General features: G+C 71.6%; 21 protein-coding genes. 9 read left to right on the forward strand and 12 right to left on the reverse strand.

Annotated features, from left to right (window positions below):
• Positions 1-3 precede the first annotated feature (3 nt).
• The 7 genes from ACFVVO_RS31725 to ACFVVO_RS31755 form a co-directional block, all read right to left on the reverse strand.
• A complete protein-coding gene (locus ACFVVO_RS31725; RefSeq protein WP_390059534.1) occupies positions 4-2490 on the reverse strand; it encodes a PQQ-dependent sugar dehydrogenase in 2487 nt (828 codons plus the stop codon).
• A gap of 93 nt (positions 2491-2583) precedes the next feature.
• Positions 2584-3582, reverse strand: a complete 999-nt coding sequence (locus tag ACFVVO_RS31730; protein ID WP_390059536.1) for a sugar phosphate isomerase/epimerase family protein — start codon at positions 3580-3582, stop codon at positions 2584-2586.
• 12 nt (positions 3583-3594) lie between these two features.
• Complete coding sequence (locus tag ACFVVO_RS31735; protein WP_390059538.1) at positions 3595-4824, reverse strand: Gfo/Idh/MocA family protein; 1230 nt, start codon at positions 4822-4824, stop codon at positions 3595-3597.
• Between the two features lie 65 nt (positions 4825-4889).
• Entirely contained in the window at positions 4890-5954 is a 1065-nt protein-coding gene (locus ACFVVO_RS31740; RefSeq protein ID WP_390059539.1) for a substrate-binding domain-containing protein, read from the reverse strand.
• A 16-nt stretch (positions 5955-5970) separates the two neighbouring features.
• Complete coding sequence (locus tag ACFVVO_RS31745) at positions 5971-6990, reverse strand: ABC transporter permease (RefSeq protein WP_390059540.1); 1020 nt, start codon at positions 6988-6990, stop codon at positions 5971-5973.
• A complete protein-coding gene (locus tag ACFVVO_RS31750; protein ID WP_390059541.1) occupies positions 6987-8504 on the reverse strand; it encodes a sugar ABC transporter ATP-binding protein in 1518 nt (505 codons plus the stop codon). The genes ACFVVO_RS31745 and ACFVVO_RS31750 overlap by 4 nt, the downstream gene beginning before the upstream one ends.
• 331 nt (positions 8505-8835) lie before the next feature.
• A complete protein-coding gene (locus ACFVVO_RS31755; protein ID WP_390059542.1) occupies positions 8836-10017 on the reverse strand; it encodes an ROK family protein in 1182 nt (393 codons plus the stop codon).
• A 249-nt stretch (positions 10018-10266) separates the two neighbouring features.
• On the opposite strand from ACFVVO_RS31755, the gene ACFVVO_RS31760 reads away from it, so the two are divergent.
• On the forward strand, positions 10267-10917 hold the full coding sequence (locus ACFVVO_RS31760) for a DedA family protein (protein ID WP_390059618.1): 651 nt from the start codon (positions 10267-10269) through the stop codon (positions 10915-10917).
• 250 nt (positions 10918-11167) lie between these two features.
• Here the strand turns inward: ACFVVO_RS31760 and ACFVVO_RS31765 are convergent, their stop codons facing one another.
• Entirely contained in the window at positions 11168-11881 is a 714-nt protein-coding gene (locus ACFVVO_RS31765) for a polysaccharide deacetylase family protein (RefSeq protein ID WP_390059543.1), read from the reverse strand.
• A gap of 43 nt (positions 11882-11924) precedes the next feature.
• Positions 11925-12920, reverse strand: a complete 996-nt coding sequence (locus ACFVVO_RS31770; RefSeq protein ID WP_390059544.1) for a glycoside hydrolase family 11 protein — start codon at positions 12918-12920, stop codon at positions 11925-11927.
• A 351-nt stretch (positions 12921-13271) separates the two neighbouring features.
• On the opposite strand from ACFVVO_RS31770, the gene ACFVVO_RS31775 reads away from it, so the two are divergent.
• The 8 genes from ACFVVO_RS31775 to hypA all read left to right on the forward strand — a co-directional run bounded on the left by ACFVVO_RS31775 (position 13272) and on the right by hypA (position 19799).
• On the forward strand, positions 13272-14906 hold the full coding sequence (locus tag ACFVVO_RS31775; RefSeq protein ID WP_390059545.1) for a hypothetical protein: 1635 nt from the start codon (positions 13272-13274) through the stop codon (positions 14904-14906).
• Positions 14903-15991: a hydrogenase expression protein HypE gene (locus tag ACFVVO_RS31780; protein WP_390059546.1), complete on the forward strand. Its 1089-nt coding sequence runs from the start codon at positions 14903-14905 to the stop codon at positions 15989-15991. The genes ACFVVO_RS31775 and ACFVVO_RS31780 overlap by 4 nt, the downstream gene beginning before the upstream one ends.
• Before the next feature lie 63 nt (positions 15992-16054).
• The gene (locus tag ACFVVO_RS31785; RefSeq protein ID WP_390059547.1) at positions 16055-17848 is read left to right on the forward strand and encodes a nickel-dependent hydrogenase large subunit; all 1794 of its coding nucleotides are present in this window, start codon (positions 16055-16057) and stop codon (positions 17846-17848) included.
• Positions 17841-18407 carry a NifU family protein gene (locus tag ACFVVO_RS31790; RefSeq protein ID WP_390059548.1) on the forward strand — a complete coding sequence of 189 codons (567 nt, stop codon included), beginning with the start codon at positions 17841-17843 and terminating at the stop codon, positions 18405-18407. Before ACFVVO_RS31785 ends, ACFVVO_RS31790 begins: the two co-directional genes overlap by 8 nt.
• Positions 18404-19000 (forward strand): DUF5947 family protein, encoded by a 597-nt coding sequence (locus ACFVVO_RS31795; protein ID WP_390059549.1) that lies wholly within the window; start codon positions 18404-18406, stop codon positions 18998-19000. The genes ACFVVO_RS31790 and ACFVVO_RS31795 overlap by 4 nt, the downstream gene beginning before the upstream one ends.
• A gap of 20 nt (positions 19001-19020) precedes the next feature.
• Positions 19021-19227: a hypothetical protein gene (locus tag ACFVVO_RS31800; RefSeq protein ID WP_390059550.1), complete on the forward strand. Its 207-nt coding sequence runs from the start codon at positions 19021-19023 to the stop codon at positions 19225-19227.
• 11 nt (positions 19228-19238) lie between these two features.
• A complete protein-coding gene (locus ACFVVO_RS31805) occupies positions 19239-19433 on the forward strand; it encodes a hypothetical protein (RefSeq protein WP_390059551.1) in 195 nt (64 codons plus the stop codon).
• 9 nt (positions 19434-19442) lie between these two features.
• A complete protein-coding gene (gene hypA / locus ACFVVO_RS31810; RefSeq protein ID WP_390059552.1) occupies positions 19443-19799 on the forward strand; it encodes a hydrogenase maturation nickel metallochaperone HypA in 357 nt (118 codons plus the stop codon).
• A gap of 30 nt (positions 19800-19829) precedes the next feature.
• Here hypA and hypE read toward each other — a convergent pair whose 3' ends face one another.
• From hypE to ACFVVO_RS31825, 3 genes are all read right to left on the reverse strand, one after another.
• Positions 19830-20819, reverse strand: coding sequence for a hydrogenase expression/formation protein HypE (hypE, locus tag ACFVVO_RS31815; RefSeq protein WP_390059620.1), 990 nt, complete (start codon positions 20817-20819; stop codon positions 19830-19832).
• Between the two features lie 118 nt (positions 20820-20937).
• Positions 20938-22083 (reverse strand): hydrogenase formation protein HypD, encoded by a 1146-nt coding sequence (hypD, locus tag ACFVVO_RS31820; protein WP_390059553.1) that lies wholly within the window; start codon positions 22081-22083, stop codon positions 20938-20940.
• The gene (locus tag ACFVVO_RS31825) at positions 22080-22370 is read right to left on the reverse strand and encodes a HypC/HybG/HupF family hydrogenase formation chaperone (RefSeq protein WP_359555742.1); all 291 of its coding nucleotides are present in this window, start codon (positions 22368-22370) and stop codon (positions 22080-22082) included. Before ACFVVO_RS31825 ends, hypD begins: the two co-directional genes overlap by 4 nt.

The raw sequence follows: 22370 nt of genomic DNA on the forward strand, positions 1-22370 counted from the left end.
CTCTCAGCCGGTGGTGAAGGTGAAGTCGTCGACGTCGAACAGGGAGCCGCTGCCGCCCTTGAATACGAGGTAGAGCGTGGTGCTGCCGCGGGGTGCGCGGGACAGCGCGGCGGTGACGTCCTGGTAGGTGTCCCAGCCGCCGGTCACGGGGACGGTGGCCTTGCCGAGCAGGGTGCCGGTGGCCGATCCGGCGCGGACCTCGAGGGTGCCGCCGGCACCGGCGGAGGCGATGCGCGCGGTGATCTTCGTGGCGTCGCTCAGGACGTACGGTGTGAAGGCGATCCAGTCGCCGTTGTCGATGTCGCCGACGGTCTTGCCGCCGTGGGCGGTGTCGTGCGCGACGACCGACACGCCGGAGCTGTCGCCGAAGTGCTCGGCCTGGCGGTGGCGGGGCTGCAGGACGTTCTGGTCGTGCGAGGTGAGCGGGGCCTGGCCGCCGCCTCCGCCGTCGGTGTACTCGGCGTCGAGCACGCCGAAGATGTTGGCGTCCTCGTCATGTCCGCCGTCGGCGCTGGTCCGGATGGTGCCGGAGCAGCCGTTGGCCGAGGTCAGCGGGTGACCGTGGGTGTCGTGGCCGAGGATGAAGGAGACCTTGACCTTGGCGCAGTCGATCGACCGGCCGTCCTCGCGGTCGGTGACGGTCACCTTGAACGGTATGGCGTCGCCGAAGCTGAAGAGCTGCCCGTCCTTGGGCGTTTCCAGGACGACCTGGGGCGCGGTGTTGCCGACGACGACCTGGACGCTGGCGCCGCCGGTGCGGCCGGAGGGGTCCTCGGCGGTGACGGTGGCGGTGTAGGTGCCGTTCTTCTTGTACTTGTGGCCTGGGTTGGCGGCCGTGGAGGTGCCGCCGTCACCGAAGTCCCAGCGGTAGGTGAGGGTGTCGCCGTCCTGGTCGGTGGTGCCGGCCGAGGAGAACTGGACCTTCAGCGGGGCCTGGCCCGAGGTGCGGTCCGCGGCGGCCTGGGGGGCCGGGGAGTGGCCGTCGGTGGCGTTCTCGATGCGGTACAGCGCCGAGTGGTCGTCGCCGCCGAACCAGGCGGTGCCGTAGTCCAGGACGTACAGGGCGCCGTCCGGGCCGAAGGCCATGTCCATCACCTGGGTGCCGCTCCAGGGGATGTCTCCGATGGACCGCACCGTGCCGTCGCTGTCGCTGGTGACGCGCTTGATCCAGCGGCGGCCGAACTCACCGGCGAAGAAGTCGCCGTCGTAGGCCTCGGGGAACTTCACGGGCGAGTCGAGCGCGGGGTCGTAGTGGTAGACGGGGCCGCCCATCGGGGACTCGGAGCCGTCGCCGAACTCCGGTACGGACGGGCCGTTGTACGGGATCCAGGCGGGCTGGGCCGGGGGCAGGTCGGTGAGGCCGGTGTTGTGCGGCGAGGTGTTCTTCGGCGCCGTGCAGTCGAAGGAGGCGCCGGAGGTCTTCGTCGCGAAGTCGTAGTCGACGTAGGCGTCGTTGGCGCCGGTGCAGTACGGCCAGCCGAAGTTGCCGGGGCCGGTCACCCGGGCGAACTCCACCTGTCCGGCGGGGCCGCGGGCGGGGTCGGCGGCACCGGCGTCGGGGCCGTAGTCGCCGACGTAGAGGATGCCGGTCTTCTTGTCGACGCTGAACCGGAACGGGTTGCGGAAGCCCATCGCGTAGATCTCGGGCCGTGTCTTGTCCGTGCCGGGCGCGAAGAGGTTGCCGTCCGGGATGGAGTAGGAGCCGTCGGCGTCGACCTTGATGCGCAGGATCTTGCCGCGCAGGTCGTTGGTGTTGCCTGCGGTGCGCTGGGCGTCGAAGCCGGGGTTGCGGTCCGCCCGCTCGTCGATCGGGGTGTAGCCGTCGGACTGGAAGGGGTTGGAGTCGTCGCCGGTCGACAGGTACAGGTTGCCGGCCGCGTCGAAGTCGATGTCACCACCGACGTGGCAGCACAGGCCACGGGTGGTCTTGACGTCGAGGATCTCCTTCTCGCTGGCCGTGTCGAGGGTGCCGTCGCTCTTCAGCACGAAGCGCGAGAGGCGGTTGACGCCGTCGAAGGGCGCGAAGTCGGCCGCCGTTCCGGTCTCGGGGGCGTCGCCGGCCGGGGTGTCCAGCGGGGGTGCGTAGTAGAGGTAGACGAAGCGGTTGTCGGCGAAGTCCGGGTCGACGCCGACGCCTTGGAGGCCTTCCTCGTCGTGGGAGTACACGTCCAGCTTGCCGGCGAGTCTGGTGTTGCCGGCCGCGTCGGTGAGGCGGAGTTCGCCGTCGCGGGAGGTGTGCAGGACCGAGCGGTCGGGGAGGACGGCGAGCGACATCGGTTCGCCGACCTCGGCCTCACCCTTGGCGAGGGTGACCTGCTGGAAGTCCTCGGCCGCCGCGGTCGTGTCCTGGCCGGTGACGGCTGCGCCGGCCTGGGGGGTGGTCAGGGTCAGGGTGGCGGCGGCGAGCAGGGCGCCGCTCAGCAGCGCGACCGCCTTGCGCAGACGTGTTCTGTGGGTTCCGGTGCGGTTGGTGCGATCGTTCCCGTGCACGAAATGCCTCCAGAAGGGGCTGGTTGTACGGGCGGGTGCGAGCGCCGGGATGCGCCGTCATCCCGGAGTTGCGAACTGACCTCTGGGTGCTGGTCAGTTGGAGAAGGCCGCGTCGAAGGAGGCCGACGGCGGCTCGAAGTCATGGGCCCGGAGACGGGCCAGGGCCTCGGGGGCGCCCTGCAGCCGGTCCATGCCGGCGTCCTCCCATTCGACGGAGACTGGGCCCCGGTAGTCGATGGAGCGCAGCATGCGGAAGACGTCCTCCCAGGGCACGTCCCCGTGCCCGGCGGACACGAAGTCCCAGCCGCGGCGCGGGTCGCCCCAGGGCAGGTGGGAGCCGAGCCGGCCGTTGCGGCCGTCGAGGCGCTTGCGGGCCTCCTTGCAGTCCACGTGGTAGATGCGGTCGCGGAAGTCCCACAGGAAGCCGACCGGGTCGAGGTCCTGCCAGACGAAGTGGGAGGGGTCGAAGTTCAGCCCGAAGGCCGGGCGGTGGCCGATCGCGTCGAGGGCGCGACGGGTGGTCCAGTAGTCGTAGGCGATCTCGCTCGGGTGGACCTCGTGGGCGAACCGCACGCCCTCGGCGTCGAAGACGTCGAGGATCGGGTTCCAGCGCTCCGCGAAGTCCTCGTAGCCCCGTTCGATCATCGATTCGGGGGCGGGCGGGAACATCGCGACGAGGTGCCATATCGCGGAGCCGGTGAAGCCGATGACGGTGTCGACGCCGAAGGCGGCCGCCGCGCGGGCGGTGTCCCTCATCCGGTCGGCCGCCCGCCGCCGCACCCCCTCGGGGTCGCCGTCGCCCCACACCCCGGCGGGCAGGATGGCCCGGTGGCGTTCGTCGATGATGGCGTCGCACACGGCCTGGCCGACGAGGTGGTTGGAGACGGCCCAGCACTTCAGTCCGTACTTGTCGAGGAGTTGGTGGCGGGAGGCGAGGTAGGCGGGGTCGGACAGGGCCTTGTCCACCTCGAAGTGGTCGCCCCAGCAGGCGAGTTCGAGGCCGTCGTAGCCGAAGTCGCGGGCGAGCCTGCAGACCTCCTCCAGGGGCAGATCGGCCCACTGGCCGGTGAACAGGGTGAACGGGCGCGGCATGGGCGGGCCTCCTCAGTCCGCGACGGACGTGTAGACGGAGTTCTTCTCGGCGCTCTCCTCGACCGCGGCCAGTACGCGCTGCACCTGCAGTCCGTCGGCGAAGGAGGGCTCGGGCCGGCGGCCCTCGGCGATGGCGTGGACGAGGTCGCGGACCTGGTGGACGAAGGTGTGCTCGTAGCCGAGTCCGTGGCCCGGCGGCCACCAGGCCTCCAGGTAGGGGTGTTCGGGTTCGGTGACGAGGATGCGGCGGAAGCCGGCCTCGGCGCCCGGTTCGGTGGCGTCGTGGAACCACAGCTCGTTGAGGCGCTCCAGGTCGAAGGACAACGAGCCTCGCTCACCGTTGAGTTCGATGCGCAGGGCGTTCTTCCGGCCGGTGGCGTAGCGGGTGGCCTCGAAGGAGGCGAGGGCGCCGGAGGTGAAACGGCCGGTGAACAGGGCGGCGTCGTCGACGGTGACCGTGCCGGTGCCGGCCGCCGGCATCGCCGTCGGGCCGCTGCCCGCGCCGCCGGGCAGCGGCCGCTCCCGTACGAAGGTCTCGGTCAGGGCGGACACCCCGGCGAGCCGCTCCCCGGCCAGGTACTGGGCGAGGTCCACGATGTGCGCGCCGAGGTCGCCGAGCGAGCCGGAGCCGGCCAGCTCCCTGCGCAGCCGCCAGGTCAGCGGGAACCGGGGGTCCACCAGCCAGTCCTGGAGGTAGGTCACCCGCGCGTGGCGCAGGGTGCCGAGCCTGCCGCCGGCGACCATGCGCCGGGCGAGCGCGGTGGCCGGCAGCCGGCGGTAGTTGAAGCCGACCATCGCCACCCGGCCTCGGGCCTGGGCCTCCTCGGCCGCGGCCGTCATGGTCTCGGCCTCCGCCACGGTGTTGGCGAGGGGCTTCTCGCACAGCACGTGCTTGCCGGCCGCGAGCGCGGCCAGCGCGATCTCGGCGTGGCTGTCGCCGGGGGTGCAGATGTCGACCAGGTCGATGTCGTCCCGGGCGATCAGGGCACGCCAGTCGGTCTCCACCGCCGCCCAGCCGTGCCGGCCGGCCGCCGCGCGGGCCGCGGCCTCGTCGCGGCCGCAGATCGCGGCCTGGACGGGCCGCAGGGGCAGGTCGAAGACCCGGCCCGCGGTGCGCCAGCCCTGCGAGTGGGCGGCGCCCATGAAGGCGTAGCCGACCATGCCGACGCGCAGCGGGGGTTTCCCGTCCGGCGGGTCCCCGGCCGGTGCCGCCGGCTCCGTCGACTGCTGCGGCTGTTCCATGCGCTCGTCCTCCTCTTCGTCGTGGCGCGGTGGGGGGTGCGGGCGAGGGCCGGAAGGCCCCGGGCTCACCGGAAGCCGGTGGGCATGTACTGGTCGACGTTGTCCTTGTCCACGACGGCCGAGTAGAGCGTGATCGACGCGGGGATCTCGTACTCGGCGAGGCCACCGACGCCCTTGCCCTGGCCGAGGGCGCGGGCGAGGTCGATGGCGGAGGCGGCCATGGTCGGCGGGTAGAGGACGGTGGCCTTCAGTACGCCGTTGTCCTGCTTGATGGCCTGGAAGGCGGAGAGCGCGCCGGCCCCGCCGACCATCAGGAAGTCGTCCCGGCCGGCCTGCGCGATGGCGCGCAGCGCCCCCACGCCCTGGTCGTCGTCGTGGTTCCACAGGGCGTCGAACTTCGGCTGGGCCTGCAGCAGCTGGGCCATCTTGGCCTGTCCGGACTCGACGGTGAAGTCGGCCGCCTGCCGGGCCACCTTCTTGATGTGGGGGTAGTTCTTCAGTGCGTCGTCGAACCCCTGGGTGCGCTGTTTGGTCAGCTCCAGGTTGTCCAGGCCGGCCAGCTCGATCACCCGGGCGTTCGGCTTGTCCTTGAGTTTCTCGCCGATGTAGTGCCCGGCGCTCAGGCCCATGCCGTAGTTGTCGCCGCCGATCCAGCAGCGGTAAGCCTGGGCGGAGTTGAAGATGCGGTCGAGGTTGACGACGGGGATGCCGGCGCGCATCGCCTTCAGACCGACCTGGGTGAGGGCCTTGCCGTCGGCCGGCAGCACGACCAGGACGTCGACCTTCTTGTTGATGAGGGTCTCGATCTGGCCGATCTGCTGGGCGGTGTCGTTGGAGCCCTCGGTGATCTCCAGGGTGACGTCGGAGTACTTCTTCGCCCGGCTCTTGGCGTTGTCGTTGATGGCGTTGAGCCAGCCGTGGTCGGCCTGGGGGCCGGCGAAGCCGATGGTGACGTGCTTGCCGGGCTTGTCGTCGGCGGCCGGGCGGGTGTCGGCGGCGGCGCTCTCGTCCTTGGTGTCGTTGCTGGTGCAGGCCGTGAGGAAGGCACCGGCGGAGACCGCCGCGGTCCCGAAGAGGATTCCTCTGCGGCTGGCGAGGCCGTCGGTGGTACGGCTGGTGTGCTCTGGCATGGCGGTGGGCCCTTCCTCAGTTCGTTCTCGCGGTGCGGCGCTGGACCAGGACGGCGGCGACGATGATCGCGCCCTTGGCGATCTGCTGGACGTCGCTCTGGAGGTTGTTCAGGGCGAAGATGTTGGTGATCGTGGTGAAGATCAGGACGCCGAGCACGGAGCCGGTGATGGTGCCGCGGCCGCCGCTGAGCAGGGTGCCGCCGATGATCGCGGCGGCGATGGCGTCGAGTTCGTAGAGGTTGCCGTTGGTGTTCTGGCCGGAGCCGGAGAGCACGATCAGCAGGAAGGCGGCGATGCCGCAGCACAGCCCGGACAGCAGGTACAGGTAGAGGCGCTGCCGGCGGACGTCGATGCCGGCGAGCCGGGCGGCCTCGGCGTTGCCTCCGACGGCGACGGTGCGGCGGCCGAAGGTGGTGCGGTTCAGCAGCAGCCATCCGGCGACCGTCACCAGCGCGAAGACCAGCACGAGCGGCGGGACGCCCAGGACGTAGGAGTCGCGCTCGCCGAGCCTGAGGACGCCGTCGACGCTGACGATCTGGGTACGGCCGTCGGTGATCTGCAGGGCGAGGCCGCGCGCCGAGGCGAGCATGGCGAGGGTGGCGATGAACGGGACCATGCCGCCGTAGGCGATCAGCAGCCCGTTGACCAGGCCGCAGCCCAGGCCGACGACCAGCGCGGTGAAGAGGATGCCGGTGAAGCCGTACTCCTGGGTGGCGACGGTGGTGGCCCACACGGAGGCGAGGGCGACGATCGCGCCGACGGAGAGGTCGATGCCGCCGGCGGTGATGACGAAGGTCATGCCGACGGTGACCACGCCGATCACCGAGGCCTGGGTGAGGACGAGTTGGAGGTTGCGGGTGTCCAGGAACTCGTCGGGTCTGGTGACGCCTCCGATGACGACGAGGGCGGCGAGCACGCCGAGCAGGGACAGGGTGCGGACGTCGGCGCGGGCCGGCAGGCCGCGCCAGGCGGGGAGTCGGCCGGCCGAAGGCGGCTTGCCGGTGCTGTCCCGGGGCGGGGAGACGGGCTGCGTCATGACGCCGGGCTTCCTTCCATGACGAGGTCGAGGACTCGGTGTTCGTCGAGTTCCTGGGCGGGTGCGGTGTGCACGACCCGGCCCTCGCGGAGCACCAGGACGCGGTCGGCGAGGCCTAGGACCTCGGGCACCTCGCTGGAGACGAGGAGCACGGCGAGGCCTTCGTCGGCCAGTCGGCGGACGACGGCGTACAGTTCGGCGCGGGCGCCCACGTCGACGCCGCGGGTGGGTTCGTCCAGCAGCAGCACCCGGCAGCCGCGCAGCAGCCAGCGGGCGAGGACCGCCTTCTGCTGGTTGCCGCCGGACAGGGTGCGCACCGGCACGTCCGGGTTGTCGGGCCGCAGGGACAGCTCGCGGGTGGCGGCCTGTGCGGCGCCCCGCTCGGCTCCCCGGTCGACCCAGCCGCCCCGGGAGAAGCGGGAGAGGGTGGAGACGGACACGTTGCGGGTGACGGACTCCAGCATCAGCAGGGCCTGCGCCTTGCGTTCCTCGGGGGCGAGCCCGAGTCCGGCCCGCACGGCGGCGCGCACACTGCCGGTCCGCAACGGCTCGCCGTCGACCAGGACTTGGCCCGCGCTGGGTCTGCGCGCCCCGTAGACCGTTTCCAGGATCTCGGAGCGCCCGGATCCCACGAGCCCGGCCAGGCCGACGATCTCCCCCGGCCGTACGTCGAGGTCGAACGGCGCGAACTCGCCGTCCCGGGCCAGCCGGCGGATCCGCAGCACGGGTTCGCCGGCGGGTGGCGCCGTGGGCCGGGCAGGGAACACGTACTCGACGTCGCGCCCGGTCATCAGGGCGACGACGTCCCTGGTCGGGGTGGTCCTGGCGGGCAGTCCCCGGGCGACGGCCCGGCCGTCCTTGAGGACGGTCACCCGGTCGCCGATGCGCCGGATCTCCTCCAGCCGGTGCGAGATGTAGACGACCGCGACGCCTTCGGCGGTGAGGTTCCCGACGATCCGGAAGAGGTTGTCGACCTCGTCGGGATCGAGCGCGGCGGACGGCTCGTCCATCACGATGAGGCGCACGTCGTGGGAGAGCGCCCGGGCCATGGAGACGATCTGCTGCTGGGCCGCCGACAGGTCCCCGACCAGGCGGCCCGGATCGATCTCGGGATGCCCGAGCCTCTTCAGCAGCAGGCCCGTCGAGGTACGGGCCGCCCTCCCGCGTACGACGAAGCCGGCGGCCGTGGGCTCGTGGCCGAGGTGGACGTTCTCGGCCACCGACATGTGCTCCACCATGTCGAGTTCCTGGTAGATGGTGGCGACGCCGAGGCGCATGGCGGCGATCGGCGAGCGCAGGGTGACGGGCTCGCCGCGCCAGTGGATGGTGCCGCCGTCCGGCTGATGGGCGCCGGCCAGGACCTTGATGAGGGTGGACTTCCCGGCGCCGTTCTGGCCGAGGAGGCAGTGCACTTCTCCCGCCTGGACGTCGAGGTCGACGCCGTCCAGGGCGCGGACGCCGGGGAACGACTTGGTGATGCCGGTCATGCTGAGCAGCGGTGCTTCTGGTGCCATCGGATTCCCCTCGGCGGACGTGCGGGCCGGTGTCAGGGCGTGCCGCGCCTGCTGCCGCGCACGGTGCCGGGCAGACGTCGTTCGGGCAGGGCTGAGCGCTGTCGGTGTGGGTGTGGGTGGAGACGGCAGGGCGGAGCGGGCCCAGGGCAGGGCCGACCGCCGTACTTGCCGGACGGTGGCGCGGGTGGGGTGTGCTCGGGGTGGAGCGGACGGGGTGGGGTGTGCTCGGCTGGAGCGGACGAGGTGGGCTCGGGGGTGCGGGCGGTGGCGCTGTCTACACGAGTCAGTGGCGGGCTGTGTGGGCTGCTCGGACGGGTGGGGCGGTCGCTGGTTACGCGGGTGAGAACAGGTGGTCGCTGATCAGCCGGGCCGCGCCGGTCACACCGGCGGTGGGTCCCAGTTCCCCCAGGACGATGGGCAGGTTGCCGGTCGCCAGGGGCAGCGACTGGCGGTAGACCTGGGTGCGGATCGCGGCGAGCAGGGTGTGGCCGAGGCCGGTCACCCCGCCGCCGATCACCACCAGGCCTGGGTTGAAGAAGGAGACGAGGCCGGCGATGACCTGGCCGACATGGGTGCCGCCCTCGCGGATCAGGTCGAGCGCGGTGGCGTCGCCCGCCGCGGCCGCGGCGGCCACGTCGACGGCGGAGAGGGTTCCGTTCGCCGCCAGCCGGGCCGCGAGCTCGGCGGACCGGCCCTGCCCGGCCGCCTGCAGCGCGTCCCGGGCCAGCGCGGCGCCGCTGAAGTGGGCCTCCAGGCAGCCCCGGTTGCCGCAGGCGCAGGGACGGCCGTCGGGCACGGCCTGGATGTGGCCGATGTCGCCCGCGCTGCCGGTGGTGCCACGGTGCACATGACCGCCGACGACGATGCCGCAGCCGATGCCGGTGCCGATCTTGACGCAGAGGAAGTCCGCGACGGTGCGGGCGACTCCGGCATGCTGCTCGCCCATGGCCATGAGGTTCACGTCGTTGTCGACCATGACCGGGCAGCCGAGTTCCTGGCTGAGCGCCTCCCGCACCGGGAAGCCGTCCCAGCCCGGCATGATCGGCGGGGCGACCGGGACGCCCTCGGGGAACCGGACCGGTCCGGGGACGCCGATCCCGGCGCCGTCGAAGCCCTCGGCGAGCCCGGTGGCCTTCAACTTCCCAGCCAGGTCCAGGACTTGCTCGAAGACGGCGACAGGGCCCTCACGGACGTCCATCGGCTGGTTGAGATGCCCGAGGATCTCCAGTTCGGCGTTGGTGACTGCGACGTCGACCGAGGTCGCGCCGATGTCGACGCCGAGGAACCTGAGGCCCGGGTTGAGCCGGACGTTGTGGGAGCGGCGGCCACCGCGCGAGGCGGCGAGTCCGTCGGCCACCACCAGGCCGGTCTCCAGCAGCCGGTCCACCTCCACCGCCAGCTTGGACCGGGACAGGTCGACCTGGTCGCCGAGCTGGGCGCGGGAGTTGGGGCCGCCGTCACGCAGCAGCTTCAGCAGGCGGGCCTGGTGCGTGTTCGCCGGTCGTGCCGTCATGCGTCTCACGTGCCCCTCCCCGCCAGTACTCGCCCGCCAGTGCCGGGCTTTCACAGGGAACGTAGCAGCGGCCGCCGAACCTGGGAAGAAGCTGTGCACGGATTCCCGCAGACTTTTCCCTCTCTCAGGACAAAGACGTTCGGATCCGGGTGCCGGAGTGCCTGGTCGGGCTGTCGGACCGGTATGCGACCCCGGGCACGGGACACTGGGGGAAAGCGGCCGGCGAGCGGGTGCAGGGAGGCGAGTGTGGTGATCGCCGTCAATCCGACGGACAGCGCCTCACTGCTCGCTGCCTTCGGGGCGCTGGGCGTCCTGGCGGTGATCTTCGCCGAGTCGGGCCTGCTCGTCGTGGGGTTCTTCCTGCCCGGTGACACGCTGCTGTTCCCCGCCGGGGTGCTGTGCGCGGCGGGCGACGGGCAAGCGCCACGGCTGGAGTTGTGGCAGGTGATGCTGTGCGCGGCCGTCGGTTCCGTGGTAGGCGGCCAGGTGGGCTATCTGCTCGGGCGGCACGGCGGGCGGCCCCTGCTGGAGCGCTCGTCGAGCCGGCGGGTGAAGGAGGGCACGGCACGGGCGGAGCAGCTCCTGGCCCGGTACGGGTACGGAAAGGCGCTGGTGATCGGCCGCTTCGTCCCGATGCTGCGCACCGTGCTGCATCCGGCGGCCGGCGCTCTGGGGGTGCCGGTGCGGGCGTTCACGTTCTGGCAGACGGTGGGCGGGCTGCTCTGGTCCCAGAGCCTGGTGCTCGCCGGGTACCTCCTGGGCTCGTCGGTCTCCCACGTCGACGACTACCTGCTGCCGCTGGTCGCCGTCATCGTCGCGCTCTCGCTGCTGCCGCTGCTGGCGGAGGCCCGCCGGACGCGTCGCGACCGGCGGAACCAGGATCGTCCGCGGGGCGGCTGACCGTCAGCCGAGACCCCAGGCCCGGCCGAGCCGGTGGCGGGGAGTGCGGGGCCCCGCGGCCAGGGCGGCCACAAGGGCCACCAGGCCGGCTGTCAGTCGTGCGGCTCTGGTCCGCAGGCCCGGACGGCAGGAGCCTCACCAGGCGGCGATATGGGGCCGGACGCCATGGTCCGACTACCGCGAGTGGGCCACGATCGCCCACCGGAGATCAAGGCGTCCCCCGGTGGTGCGGCGATCGTGGCCGGTGTGCTCAGTGCCCGCCGTCGACGGCGCTGCCGGGTGCGACCGCGCGGCCGGTCTGCGGGGAGATCATCCCCGCGCACAGACCACGGGAGGCCAGCACCTGGGCGATGCGCGGGATGGCGGCGAGCGTGTTGGCCGGCCACTCGTGCATCAGGATGACCTGGCCGCCGGTCAGCCGTGAGACCGTCTGGACGATCGCGTCGGTGCTCGCGCCGTTCCAGTCCTGCGAGTCGACGTCCCAGATGACCTGCCGCAGGCCGTACTTGGCCTCGACCGCCTGCAGCGTGCCGTTGGTCTCACCGTACGGCGGGCGGAACAGCCGCGGAGTGCCGCCACCGGCGCCGGCTATCGCCTGCTGGGTGCGGGAGAGCTCCGAGTCCATCTGCGCCCGGCCGAGCCGGGTCAGGTGCGGATGGCTGTAGCTGTGGTTGCCGATCCACATGCCGGCGGCGGACTCGGCCCGCACCTGGGCCGGGTAGGCGGCGACGTACTGTCCCTCGTTGAACATGGTGGCCCTGAGCCCGCTCTGCCGCAGGGCGTTGAGCAGGGCCGGGGTGTGGGCATCGGACGGGCCGTCGTCGAAGGTGAGTCCGACGTGTCCGGCGCAGCCGGCGGCGCGCGGGGTGGTGGCACCGGCGGTGACGGTGCTCGCCACGGCCGTCACGGCGACGGCCAGTGTCGTGACGAAGGCCCGTAAGGGTAGGCGCGGGCTGGTTCGCATGGGGGGTTCGCTCCTCCTCGACTCCGTTGTCCCGGTGGTCACTTCAGCCCGTACCGCACGTCACCGTGGGCCAGGTCCAGGTGCCGTTGGTCTGCAGGGTCACGCCCCAGTTGGCGCCGTTGCCGTTGGGTTTGGCGACCAGTGTCTGCGCGTCGGGATAGCTGGTGCCGACGTTCCAGGTGGACAGGACCTTCTCCGGGGACGGGACCTTCATCGTGACGGTCCAGTCGGCGGCCCCGCTCACCGACACGTTCAGGTTGTAGCGGTCGCTCCACTGCTGCCCCGCGGACAGGGTCGCCGTGCAGCCGCCGCTGCCGCCACCGGTTCCGCCACCGCCGGAGGAGCCGGAGTCGGACACCGTGATGCTGGAGCTCCCGCTGCTCTGGTAGCCCTCGGTGGCGAGGATCTGGTAGTTGAAGGTGCCCAGGTTCATGCCGTTCCGCGCCCAGGCGTCGAAGTGGTTGCCGGCGGTGATGGTCCCGCCGGTCCGCTTGGACTGCCGGACGCTCCAGTACTGGTTGAAGGTCCGGGTGCCCTCGATGGAGGGGGCGTTGACCCGCGTGGTCTCGTAGATGTCGTACGTACCGCCGTCGCTCGTGACGGTGCCCTTGTAGGTTCCCGTGGGCCGGTACGTGCCCCAGTTGTCGACGACGTAGTACTCCACGAGCGGGTTGGTGGTCCAGCCGTACAGGGCGAGGTAGGCGTTGCCCGACGGGTTGAAGCTGCCCGAGTAGGTCACGTTCCGGCGGGCCCCGGTGCTCCAGCCCTTGCCCGCGACGAAGTTCCCGCTGTTGCTCCACGAGGTGCCGTAGGCCCCGCCCGAGCCCAGGTTCATGGAGACCGAACCGCCGCCGTCGGTCCAGAAGGAGTAGTAGTAACCGTTGCTGGTGCCGGTCTGGCTGGACGTGATCACGGTGTCCGCGCGCGCGGTGCCGGGCAGGAGCAGCGCCGCCATGGCCACCAGCGCCAAGGCGCAGGCGCTCCTGACGAGCAGCATGAGGCGATCGCCTCTGTGGCCGTTCAGATAGGACGTGTGCATGTCAATGCAGCCTCCTCTGTCTCCCGCCGACGTCGAAGAGTGTTGGTTCGGCCGCACGTCCTGTCAACGGTTTCGGTAGAAGTTTCGAAACATTCGCGCTCACTCCTCTGGCGATTTGAACAACTAATCCCAGCTCGGACGGCCAATTCGAGACGTCGACAAATGGAAACCCTCACCCTGCGGTCCGACATGATCGATTCGTCGTCCTCCGATCTCGAAAGTTTCGAAGCCTTACGGAATTCAGCCGTCGCCTGACCGGCCCAACGTGGCTCCGCCGGAGGGGCGAGGTCCGGTGAGGGGTGTTTCCGTGGTGGAAGAGATGGGCCGGTGCACCTGTGACAAGGAGGCGGTATGCCGGAGTCGGGCGGCGTTGGTGGCGTGGCGGGTGTCGCCGTGTTGGGCGGCGACACACCGAACGGCGGTTCCGGCGACGCCTTCGCGCGAGTGAGCGGTGTGGCCGACGCCGTCCTCTACGAGGGCTATCTGCTCTACCCCTACCGCCGGTCCTCGGCGAAGAACCGTGTCCGGTGGCAGTTCGGGGTACTGCTGCCCCGCGACTGGGTGGAGGCGGACGGCCCCGTCGTCCCGGGCATCTCCGGCTCCGCCGACTCCTGGTACCAGCGCACCGAGTGCCTGGTGCGCGTGCGGCGCCCCGGCGCGGCCGTACGGGTGCGCGTGCGGTATCTGCAGATGCAGCACAAGCAGGTGCGTGCGGCGGGGGTGGACGGCCGGGACCTTCCGGTCGAGTCGCTGCGGACGGACGACGGGCGGGACCATCTCACCTTCGACGAGGCGGTGCCGCACGAGGTCGATCTCGCGTGGCCGCTGGCGGATCTGCTGCGCGGCGAGTGCGGTGCCGCGGCCGGGGCGCCGGCCGGTGAGGAGACCGAGCCGCTGCCCGGCGGTGCCGGGCGGGTGGTGCGACGGCGCGAGGAGATCCGGGCACGCACCGCGGTGGTGGCCGAGCGGCTCACCGAGGACGTGTACCGGCTGTGTGTGCGCACCGAGAACTCCGGGCGGGCGCCGGATGTCCGGGCGGTGCGCGGCGCGGCGCTGCGGCACGCGCTGCTCGCCGCGCATACGCTGATCGGCGGCGAGGGCCTGGAGTTCGTGTCGCTCGTCGATCCGCCGGCGAGTCTGGTGGAGCAGGCGCGTGGCTGTGTCAACGCGTTCACCTACCCGGTGCTGGGCGGCGCGCCCGAGGACACGGGTCCCACCGGGCCGGTCATGCTGTCCTGTCCGATCATCCTTCCGGACCGTCCGCAGGTGGCGCCCGAGAGTCCGGGCGATCTGCACGACGCGGCGGAGATCGACGAGATCCTGACGCTGCGCACGATGCTGCTGACCGACGAGGAGAAGGCCGAGGCCCGGGCCACCGACCCGCGCGCCGCGCGAATCCTGGACCGCGTCGACAGCATGCCCCCCGAGGTCTTCGCCCGGCTGCACGGCGCCATCCGCTCGCTCACCCCGGCGCGGCCCGACCCGCCCGGCGCCGCCCCGCCCGGCGTCGCCGCCGGCCGGCCCGCCTGGTGGCAGGAGGGCGCCGACGACGGGCTGTCCCCGGCCACCGACACGGTCGTGGTCGACGGCGTCGACGTCGGCGGCGGCAGCCGGGTGCGGCTGCGGCCGCGCGGCCGGGGCGCCGACGCCCAGGACATGTTCCTGGCCGGCCGGACCGCGCGGGTGGCGGCGGTCTTCCACGACGTGGACGGCAGCACGCACCTCGCGGTGACCGTGGACGACGATCCCGCGGCCGAACTCCACGGCTGGTACGGCCGTTTCCACTACTTCCGGCCCGACGAGGTCGAACCACTCGCCTCCGTGGACCCGGTTGCCCCACCCGGCCGCGGTCCCCGCGGCCCCGACGCCCGGCCGGCAGGCCGGAGGAGGGACGGCTCGATGGACGGCGCCACGGACGCCTCCGAGACGCCGGCGCAGGCCGCCGGCCGACTCCCCGACCGACTGCAGCAAAGGCCGACGACATGAGCAGCCAGAGCGGTACCACCCAAGTCAGCCGCGAGCCCGGCGGGGCCGGAGCGCGGGAGGGGATCGACGAGATCCACATCCTCTGGATCTCGGAGGGGATGAGCTGCGACGGCGACACCGTCTCCCTGACGGCCGCCGACCAGCCCTCGATCGAGGACGTCGTCCTCGGCCTCATCCCGGGCCTGCCCAAGGTCAACCTGGTCAACAAGGTGCTCTCACCCAGCCTGGGCGGCGAGGACTTCCTCGCGCCCTACCGGGCGGCGGCCCGCGGCGAGCTGGCCCCGTTCATCCTGGTGATCGAGGGCTCGATCCCGAACCAGAACATCATCGACGGCGACGGCTACTGGACGTCGTTCGGCAACGACCCGGAGACCGGGGAACCGCAGACCCTGAACTGGTGGATCGACCAACTGGCGCCCAAGGCCTGGGCGGTGGTGGCCGCCGGCACCTGCGCGACCTACGGCGGCATCCACGCCATGGCCGGCAACCCGACCGGCTGCATGGGCCTCGCGGACTACCTGGGCTGGGAGTTCAAGTCGCAGGCCGGGCTGCCGGTGGTCAACGTGCCCGGCTGTCCGATCCAGCCGGAGAACTTCATGGAGACCCTGATCTGGGTGCTCCAGCACGCGGCCGGTTCCGCTCCCCCGCCCCCGCTGGACCACATGCTGCGTCCGCAGTGGCTGTTCGGCAAGACCGTGCACGAGGGCTGCGACCGGGGCTCGTACTACGAGCAGGCCGACTTCGGGCTCGACTACAACTCCCCCAAGTGCCTGGTGAAGACGGGCTGCTGGGGGCCGGTGGTCAACTGCAACGTGCCCAAGCGCGGCTGGATGGCGGGGATCGGCGGCTGCCCCAACATCGGCGGAATCTGCATCGGGTGCACGATGCCCGGCTTCCCCGACGCCTTCATGCCGTTCATGGACGAGCCGCCCGGCGGCACGCTGTCGTCCATGGTCATCAAGCCCTACGGGGCGGTCATCCGCCGGCTGCGCGGCCTGACCAACGACATGGTGAACCACGAGCCCAGGTGGCGCCACAACAAGCGGAAGCTGACCAGCGGTTACGACCCGCACTACCGCCCGTGACCGCTTCCGTCCCGCAACCCCCAACGAACCGCCGATCCCGAACAGCGAGGGGCAGTACCGCAGATGACCACCACCGAGTCCCGGCAGACACAGCGCAAACCCGCCCAGATCGTGGACATGTCCTGGGATCCGATCACCCGGATCATCGGCAACCTGGGCATCTACACGAAGATCGACTTCGCGAACCAGGAAGTCGTCGAATGCCACAGCACCTCGTCGCTGTTCCGCGGCTACTCGGTGTTCATGAAGGGCAAGGACCCACGTGACGCGGGCTTCATCACCTCGCGCATCTGCGGTATCTGCGGCGACAACCACACCACGTGCTCCAACTACGCCCAGCAGATGGCGTACGGCGTCAAGCCGCCGAAGCTGGCCGAGCACATCACCAACCTCGGCGAGGCCGCCGAGTACATGTTCGACCACACGCTCTTCCAGGACAACCTGGTGTTCGTGGACTTCTGCGAGGCGATGGTCAAGGCCACCAACCCCGGTGTGCTGGCCCGCGCCGAGCGGACCGACGCGCCCCGCGGCGACATCCACGGCTACCGGACCATCGCCGACATCATGAAGGCCTTCAATCCCTTCGAGGGCGAGGTCTACAAGGAGGCGCTGAAGGTCAGCCGGGTGACCCGGGAGATGTTCTGCCTGATGGAGGGGCGCCATGTGCACCCCTCCACGCTGTACCCGGGCGGCGTCGGCACGATGCCGCAGCCGAACACCTTCACCGACTACCTCAGCCGGCTGATGCACGTCATCGACTTCGTGAAGAAGGCCGTGGCGATGAACGACGACGTGTTCGACTTCTTCTACGAGGCGCTGCCCGGCTACGAGGAGGTCGGCAAGCGCCGTATCATGCTCGGCTGCTGGGGCGCCTGGCAGAACCCGGACGTCGTCGACTACCGGTACGAGAACATGAACCGGTGGGGCAAGGCGATGCACGTCACCCCCGGCATCATCGTGGACGGCAAGCTCGTCACCAACAACCTGGTCGACATCAACCTCGGCCTGCGCATCATGCTGGGCAGCTCCTTCTACGAGGACTGGGTCAACGAGCAGCCGTTCGTCACCCACGACCCGCTCGGCAACCCCGTCGACATGCGCCACCCGTGGAACCAGACCACCGTCCCCGTGCCGCAGAAGCGCGACTTCGACGGCAACTACAGCTGGGTGATGAGCCCGCGCTGGTACCACCAGGACAGCGGCGAGCACCTCGCCCTGGACACCGGCGGCGGCCCCCTGGCGCGCCTGTGGTCGACCGCGCTGAGCGGCCTGGTCGACACGCCCTACGTCAAGGCCACCGGCAGCAGTGTGCGGATCTCGCTGCCCAAGGGCGAGTCGCTGCCGGAGACCACGCTGGAGTGGCACATCCCCAAGTGGAGCAACACGATCGAACGGGACCGCGCCCGGCCGTACTTCGTGGCCTACGCCGCCGCCATGGCCCTGCAGTTCCTGGAGGAGGCCATGGGCATGCTGCGCAGCGGCGACACCAAGGTCTTCGAGAACTTCGAGGTGCCGGACGACGCGATCGGCTGCGGCTTCCACGAGGCGGTGCGCGGTGTCCTCTCGCACCACCTGGTGATCCGCGACAAGAAGATCGCCAACTACCACCCCTACCCGCCCACCCCGTGGAACGCCAGTCCCCGGGACATCTACGGCACCCCCGGGCCGTACGAGGACGCCGTGCAGGGCCAGCCCATCTTCGAGGAGAACGGGCCGGACGACTTCAAGGGCGTCGACATCATGCGCACCGTGCGCAGCTTTGACCCCTGTCTGCCGTGCGGCGTCCACATGTACATGGGCAAGGGCAAGACCCTGACCACCGTGCACTCGCCGACGTACGGGGCCAACCATGGCTGAGGCCGCCGTCCGGCTCCCGGACCCGGCGGTGGAGGCCCGGCTCGCCCGGCTCGACGAGGTGCTGGCGGGGCTGGAGTCCGCGCCGGGCCCGGCCGCCCGCGAGGCGCTGGAGTCGGTGCGGCTGCTGACCGAGGTGTACGGCGAGGCGCTGGCCCGGGTCGTGGACGTGGCGGACGAGCGGCTGAGCGAACTGCTGGCCGAGGACGAGTTGCTGGGACACCTGCTGGTGCTGCACTCCGTCCACCCCGAGCCGGCCGAGCGCCGGGCCGCCCGTGCGGTCGAGAAGCTGCGCCCGGCGGTGCGCGAGCGCGGCGGTGACCTCGAGTGGGCCGGCATCGAGGGTCAGGTGGCCCGGGTGCGGGTGAGCGGCGGCGGCGGATGCGGCTCCGGGTGCGGCGGCGGGTCCGCCGACGTCACCGAGGTGGTCCGGGCGGCGGTGCTGGCCGCCGCCCCGGAGCTGACGGCGGTGGAGCCGGTCGCCGAGGAGCGGCGGGCCGCCCCCGCGTTCGTACCGCTGGACTCGATCAGGCGCCGGGCCGCGGCACAGGAGGCCCGGTGACCGCCGAGGGAGCGCTGGCCCGTGTCATCCGCTCGGCCGGGGGCCGGGCGGCGGCCGCCGAGGCCGAGGTGTGCGAGCTGTGCGCCGCCCCGGTGGCCGAGGCCCACCCGCATCTGTACGACACCGCGGACGCGGACGTGCGGTGCGTGTGCGGCCCCTGCTCGGTGCTGTTCGCCGGGGACGGGGCGGGCGAGGGCCGCTACCGGCTGGTGCCGCGGCGCAGGCTGCGGCTGCCGCCGGTCGACACGGCGGTGCTGGGCGTGCCGGTGGGCCTGGTGTTCTTCGTGCCGCGCTCCGACGGCACGGTCACCGCGCAGGGACCGAGCCCGGCCGGGGCCATGCGGTGGGAGGTGGACGCGGCGGCCTGGCAGCGGCTGGCCGCCACCTGTGCGCCGCTCGCGGGCATGGAACCCGATGTGGAGGCGCTGCTGGTGAACACGGCACGCGGTTCCGAGCAACACTGGATCGTGCCGGTCGACGACTGCTTCCGGATGGTCGCCCTGGTCCGCCGCGAGTGGCGGGGCCTGTCCGGGGGCGGCCGGGTCTGGCCGGCCGTGGAACGGTTCTTCGCGGAGCTCACCGAGCGGCGCTGAGGACCTGGAAGGAGAACACGATGGGCAGCATCCGAGTGGGCCGCGCCCAGGCGAAGCCCGACACACCCAGCCATGTGCCCGGTCTGCACCAGGGCAACAGCGGCCCGCGCGACCGACAGACCGGATTCCACGAGGACGGCACCTCAGACGCGCGCCGCTCCACCGGGATCCACTGGAAGCGGCATGACGCCCTGATCGACGCCATGCCGAACATCTCACCGGGATGAGAGGGCGGAAAGTGACGAAGCGCTGTGGAACGGCGAGGACGACGACGAGGTCGGTTACGACCGGACGGCAGGTGCTGATCGCCCAGGCCGCCCTGGTGGGCGGCGTGGTGGTGACCCTGTTGCTGAAGGAGCTGCCCGGCCTGCTGCGGGAGGTGCGGATCTACCGGATGACCGGTGGCCTCCGCGCGCACCGCCGGTACCCCTGAGTCCGCCGCATGCACGAGTTGTCGATCGCGACCGCGATCGTGGAGCAGGCGGAGGAGATCGCCCGGGCGGACGGCGCCGACGGTGTGTCGGCGGTGACCGTCCGGGTCGGGGAGCTGGCGGGAGTGGTGCCGGACGCGCTGCGGTTCGCCTTCGAGGTGGCCCGGGACGGTACGGCACTGGCCGGGGCCCGGCTCGTCGTCGAACAGGTGACGGCACAGGCCTGGTGCGGCGGGTGCGCCGAGGAGTTCGCGGTGGGCATGCCGCCGTTCTTCTGGTGCCCGCGCTGTGACCGTCCCACGCAGGAGCTGCTCAGCGGACGGGAGCTGGAGATCACGGATGTGGAAGCGGTGCCGGCCCCGCGCTGAGCGCGGGGCCGGCACCGTCCGGGGTCCGCTTCAGCAGATGCGCGGCAGTTGCTCGCCCAGCGGGAGGTCGAGCACCCGGGTGCCGCCGAGTCCGGTGGCGACGACGACCATGCCGGGGTGCTCCTCGACGCAACTGCCGATGACCGTCGCCCCGGTGCCGTGCGGGTGGGCACGCATCGCCGCGAGCACGGCCTCGGCCCGGTCCCGGGGCACGAAGGCGACGAGCCGTCCCTCGTTGGCGACGTACAGCGGGTCGAGGCCGAGGAACCCGCAGGCGTTCGCGACCTCGTCGGGTACGGGGAGGGCGCGTTCCCGCAGCCGCACTCCGGTGCCGGAGGCGCGGGCGATCTCGTTGAGCGAGGCGCCGAGCCCGCCCCGGGTGGGGTCGCGCAGGACGTGGACGTCCTTGGTGACCGCCAGCATGGCCGCCACCAGACCGGCCAGCGGCGCGGTGTCGGAGGCGATCTCCACGCCGAACTCCAGGCCCTCCCGCACGCTCATGATCGCCACGCCGTGCAGTCCGATCGGCCCGCTGACGATGACGGCGTCGCCGGGCCGGGCGCGCTGCGGGCGGATGTCGACCCCGTCGGGGACGAGGCCGACGCCGGCGGTGGTGACGTAGACGCCGTCACCGTGTCCGGACTCCACCACCTTGGTGTCGCCGGTGGCGACGGTGACCCCGGCCGCCTCGGCCGCCGAGCCGATGGCGCGGGCGATCCGTCCGACGACGGCCATTTGCACGCCCTCCTCCAGGACGAAGGCCGTGGAGAGGTAGGCCGGCCGGGCGCCGCTCATCGCCAGGTCGTTGACGGTGCCGTTGACGGCGAGGTCGCCGAGGCAGCCGCCGGGGAAGAACAGCGGCCGTACGACGTAGGAGTCGGTGGAGAAGGCGAGGCGGGCGCCGCCCAGCTCGAACACGGCGGAGTCGGCCATCGTGGCGAGCGTGGGGTTGCCGTAGGCGGGGGCGAAGACCTGTTCGATCAGCTCGGCGGACAGCGCGCCGCCCCCGCCGTGGCCCATGACGACGACCGGCTGGTCGCGCAGGGGGGCGGGGCAGGTCCAGCTCGCGGGGTCGACGGGCGCTTCGGCGGCGTCCGCGGGCGCGTTCGTGGCGCCGAGGGCCGCTTCGGTGGCGAGGTCAGCCAACGGGGTTCATCTCCTCCTGCGGAATGCGGGATCCCCGGGGAGCCGGGCCGCCGCTCATCCGGCGGTACAGGTAGTAGGCCGCGCAGGCGCCCTCGCTGGAGACCATGGTGGCGCCGAGCGGGGTACGCGGGGTGCAGGCCTTGCCGAACGCCTCGCACTCGGTCGGCTTGATCAGGCCCTGCAGGACCTCGCCGGCGCGGCAGACCGCGGGTTCCTCGGTGCGGATGTCCGTGACGTCGAAGCGGTGCTCGGCGTCGTGGTCGCGGAAGGCCTCACTGAGCCGCCAGCCGCTGGCCGGGATGCGGCCGATGCCGCGCCAGTTGCGGTCGGTGACCTCGAACACCTCCTCGATCATCCGCCGGGCCGCCGGGTTGCCCTGGTCGCGCACGGCCCGGGCGTAGGCGTTGTCGACGCGGTGCTCGCCGCGTTCGAGCTGGTGGACGGCGCGGCGGATGCCCTCGAGGATGTCCAGCGGTTCGAACCCGGTGACGACGATCGGCACCCGGTGCTTCTCGGCCAGTTCCGGGTACTCGGCGGTGCCCATCACGCTGCACACGTGTCCGGCGGCGAGGAAGCCCTGCACGCGGCAGGCGGGGGCGGTCATGATGGCCTCGATCGCCGGGGGGACCCGGACGTGGGAGACCAGCAGGCTGAAGTTGGTCAGGCCCAGCCGGCGGGCCTGGTGGACGGCCATGGCGTTGGCGGGGGCGGTGGTCTCGAACCCGATCGCGAAGAACACGACCTGCCGGCCGGGGTTCTTGCGGGCGAGTTCCAGGGCGTCGAGCGGCGAGTACACCACCCGTACGTCACCGCCCTCGCTCTTGACCCGGAACAGGTCGCGGTCGGTGCCGGGCACCCGCAGCATGTCGCCGAAGGAACAGAAGATGACGTCGGGGCGGGCGGCGATCTCCAGCGCCTTGTCGATCACGTCGAGCGGCGTGACACACACGGGGCAGCCGGGCCCGTGGATCAACTCCACCTGCTCCGGCAGGAGCTGGTCGATGCCGTGCCGGATGATGGAGTGCGTCTGGCCTCCGCAGACCTCCATCAGCGCCCACGGGCGGGTGGCCGTGGCGCGGATCTCGTCCAGCAACCGGCGCGCCAGGTCGGGGTCGTTGAACTCGTCGATGTACTTCACTGAACCTCACTCCCGCTCTCCTGCCGGGCCGCCTGTTCCCAGGCGTCGCCGAACTCCTCCTCCAGCAGTCCCAGTTGCTCGAAGAGCTCCAGGGAGGCCCGGGCGGACTCCTCGTCCAGGCGCTGCAGGGCGAAGCCGACGTGGACAATGACGTACTCCCCCACCCGCACATCGGGCAGGTACTCCAGGCACGCCTGTTTCTGCACTCCGCCGAAGTCGATCAGCCCGGTGAGCGGGTCGGCGCGATGGTCGATGGACACGACCTTGCCGGGCACTGCCAGACACAT

Origin of the sequence: Streptomyces sp. NPDC058145, from assembly GCF_042884245.1 — a bacterium.
Taxonomy (GTDB): Bacteria; Actinomycetota; Actinomycetes; order Streptomycetales; family Streptomycetaceae; genus Streptomyces.

Excerpts from the sequence above, each read along its gene's own strand:
- ACFVVO_RS31730 (WP_390059536.1), bottom strand. The coding sequence starts at position 3,582 with ATGCCGCGCCCGTTCACCCTGTTCACCGGCCAGTGGGCCGATCTGCCC.
- ACFVVO_RS31735 (WP_390059538.1), bottom strand. The coding sequence starts at position 4,824 with ATGGAACAGCCGCAGCAGTCGACGGAGCCGGCGGCACCGGCCGGGGAC.
- ACFVVO_RS31740 (WP_390059539.1), bottom strand. The coding sequence starts at position 5,954 with ATGCCAGAGCACACCAGCCGTACCACCGACGGCCTCGCCAGCCGCAGA.
- ACFVVO_RS31745 (WP_390059540.1), bottom strand. The coding sequence starts at position 6,990 with ATGACGCAGCCCGTCTCCCCGCCCCGGGACAGCACCGGCAAGCCGCCT.
- ACFVVO_RS31750 (WP_390059541.1), bottom strand. The coding sequence starts at position 8,504 with ATGGCACCAGAAGCACCGCTGCTCAGCATGACCGGCATCACCAAGTCG.
- ACFVVO_RS31755 (WP_390059542.1), bottom strand. The coding sequence starts at position 10,017 with ATGACGGCACGACCGGCGAACACGCACCAGGCCCGCCTGCTGAAGCTG.
- ACFVVO_RS31765 (WP_390059543.1), bottom strand. The coding sequence starts at position 11,881 with ATGCGAACCAGCCCGCGCCTACCCTTACGGGCCTTCGTCACGACACTG.
- ACFVVO_RS31770 (WP_390059544.1), bottom strand. The coding sequence starts at position 12,920 with ATGCACACGTCCTATCTGAACGGCCACAGAGGCGATCGCCTCATGCTG.
- ACFVVO_RS31775 (WP_390059545.1), top strand. The coding sequence starts at position 13,272 with ATGCCGGAGTCGGGCGGCGTTGGTGGCGTGGCGGGTGTCGCCGTGTTG.
- ACFVVO_RS31780 (WP_390059546.1), top strand. The coding sequence starts at position 14,903 with ATGAGCAGCCAGAGCGGTACCACCCAAGTCAGCCGCGAGCCCGGCGGG.
- ACFVVO_RS31785 (WP_390059547.1), top strand. The coding sequence starts at position 16,055 with ATGACCACCACCGAGTCCCGGCAGACACAGCGCAAACCCGCCCAGATC.
- ACFVVO_RS31790 (WP_390059548.1), top strand. The coding sequence starts at position 17,841 with ATGGCTGAGGCCGCCGTCCGGCTCCCGGACCCGGCGGTGGAGGCCCGG.
- ACFVVO_RS31800 (WP_390059550.1), top strand. The coding sequence starts at position 19,021 with ATGGGCAGCATCCGAGTGGGCCGCGCCCAGGCGAAGCCCGACACACCC.
- hypA (WP_390059552.1), top strand. The coding sequence starts at position 19,443 with ATGCACGAGTTGTCGATCGCGACCGCGATCGTGGAGCAGGCGGAGGAG.
- hypE (WP_390059620.1), bottom strand. The coding sequence starts at position 20,819 with ATGGGCCACGGCGGGGGCGGCGCGCTGTCCGCCGAGCTGATCGAACAG.
- ACFVVO_RS31825 (WP_359555742.1), bottom strand. The coding sequence starts at position 22,370 with ATGTGTCTGGCAGTGCCCGGCAAGGTCGTGTCCATCGACCATCGCGCC.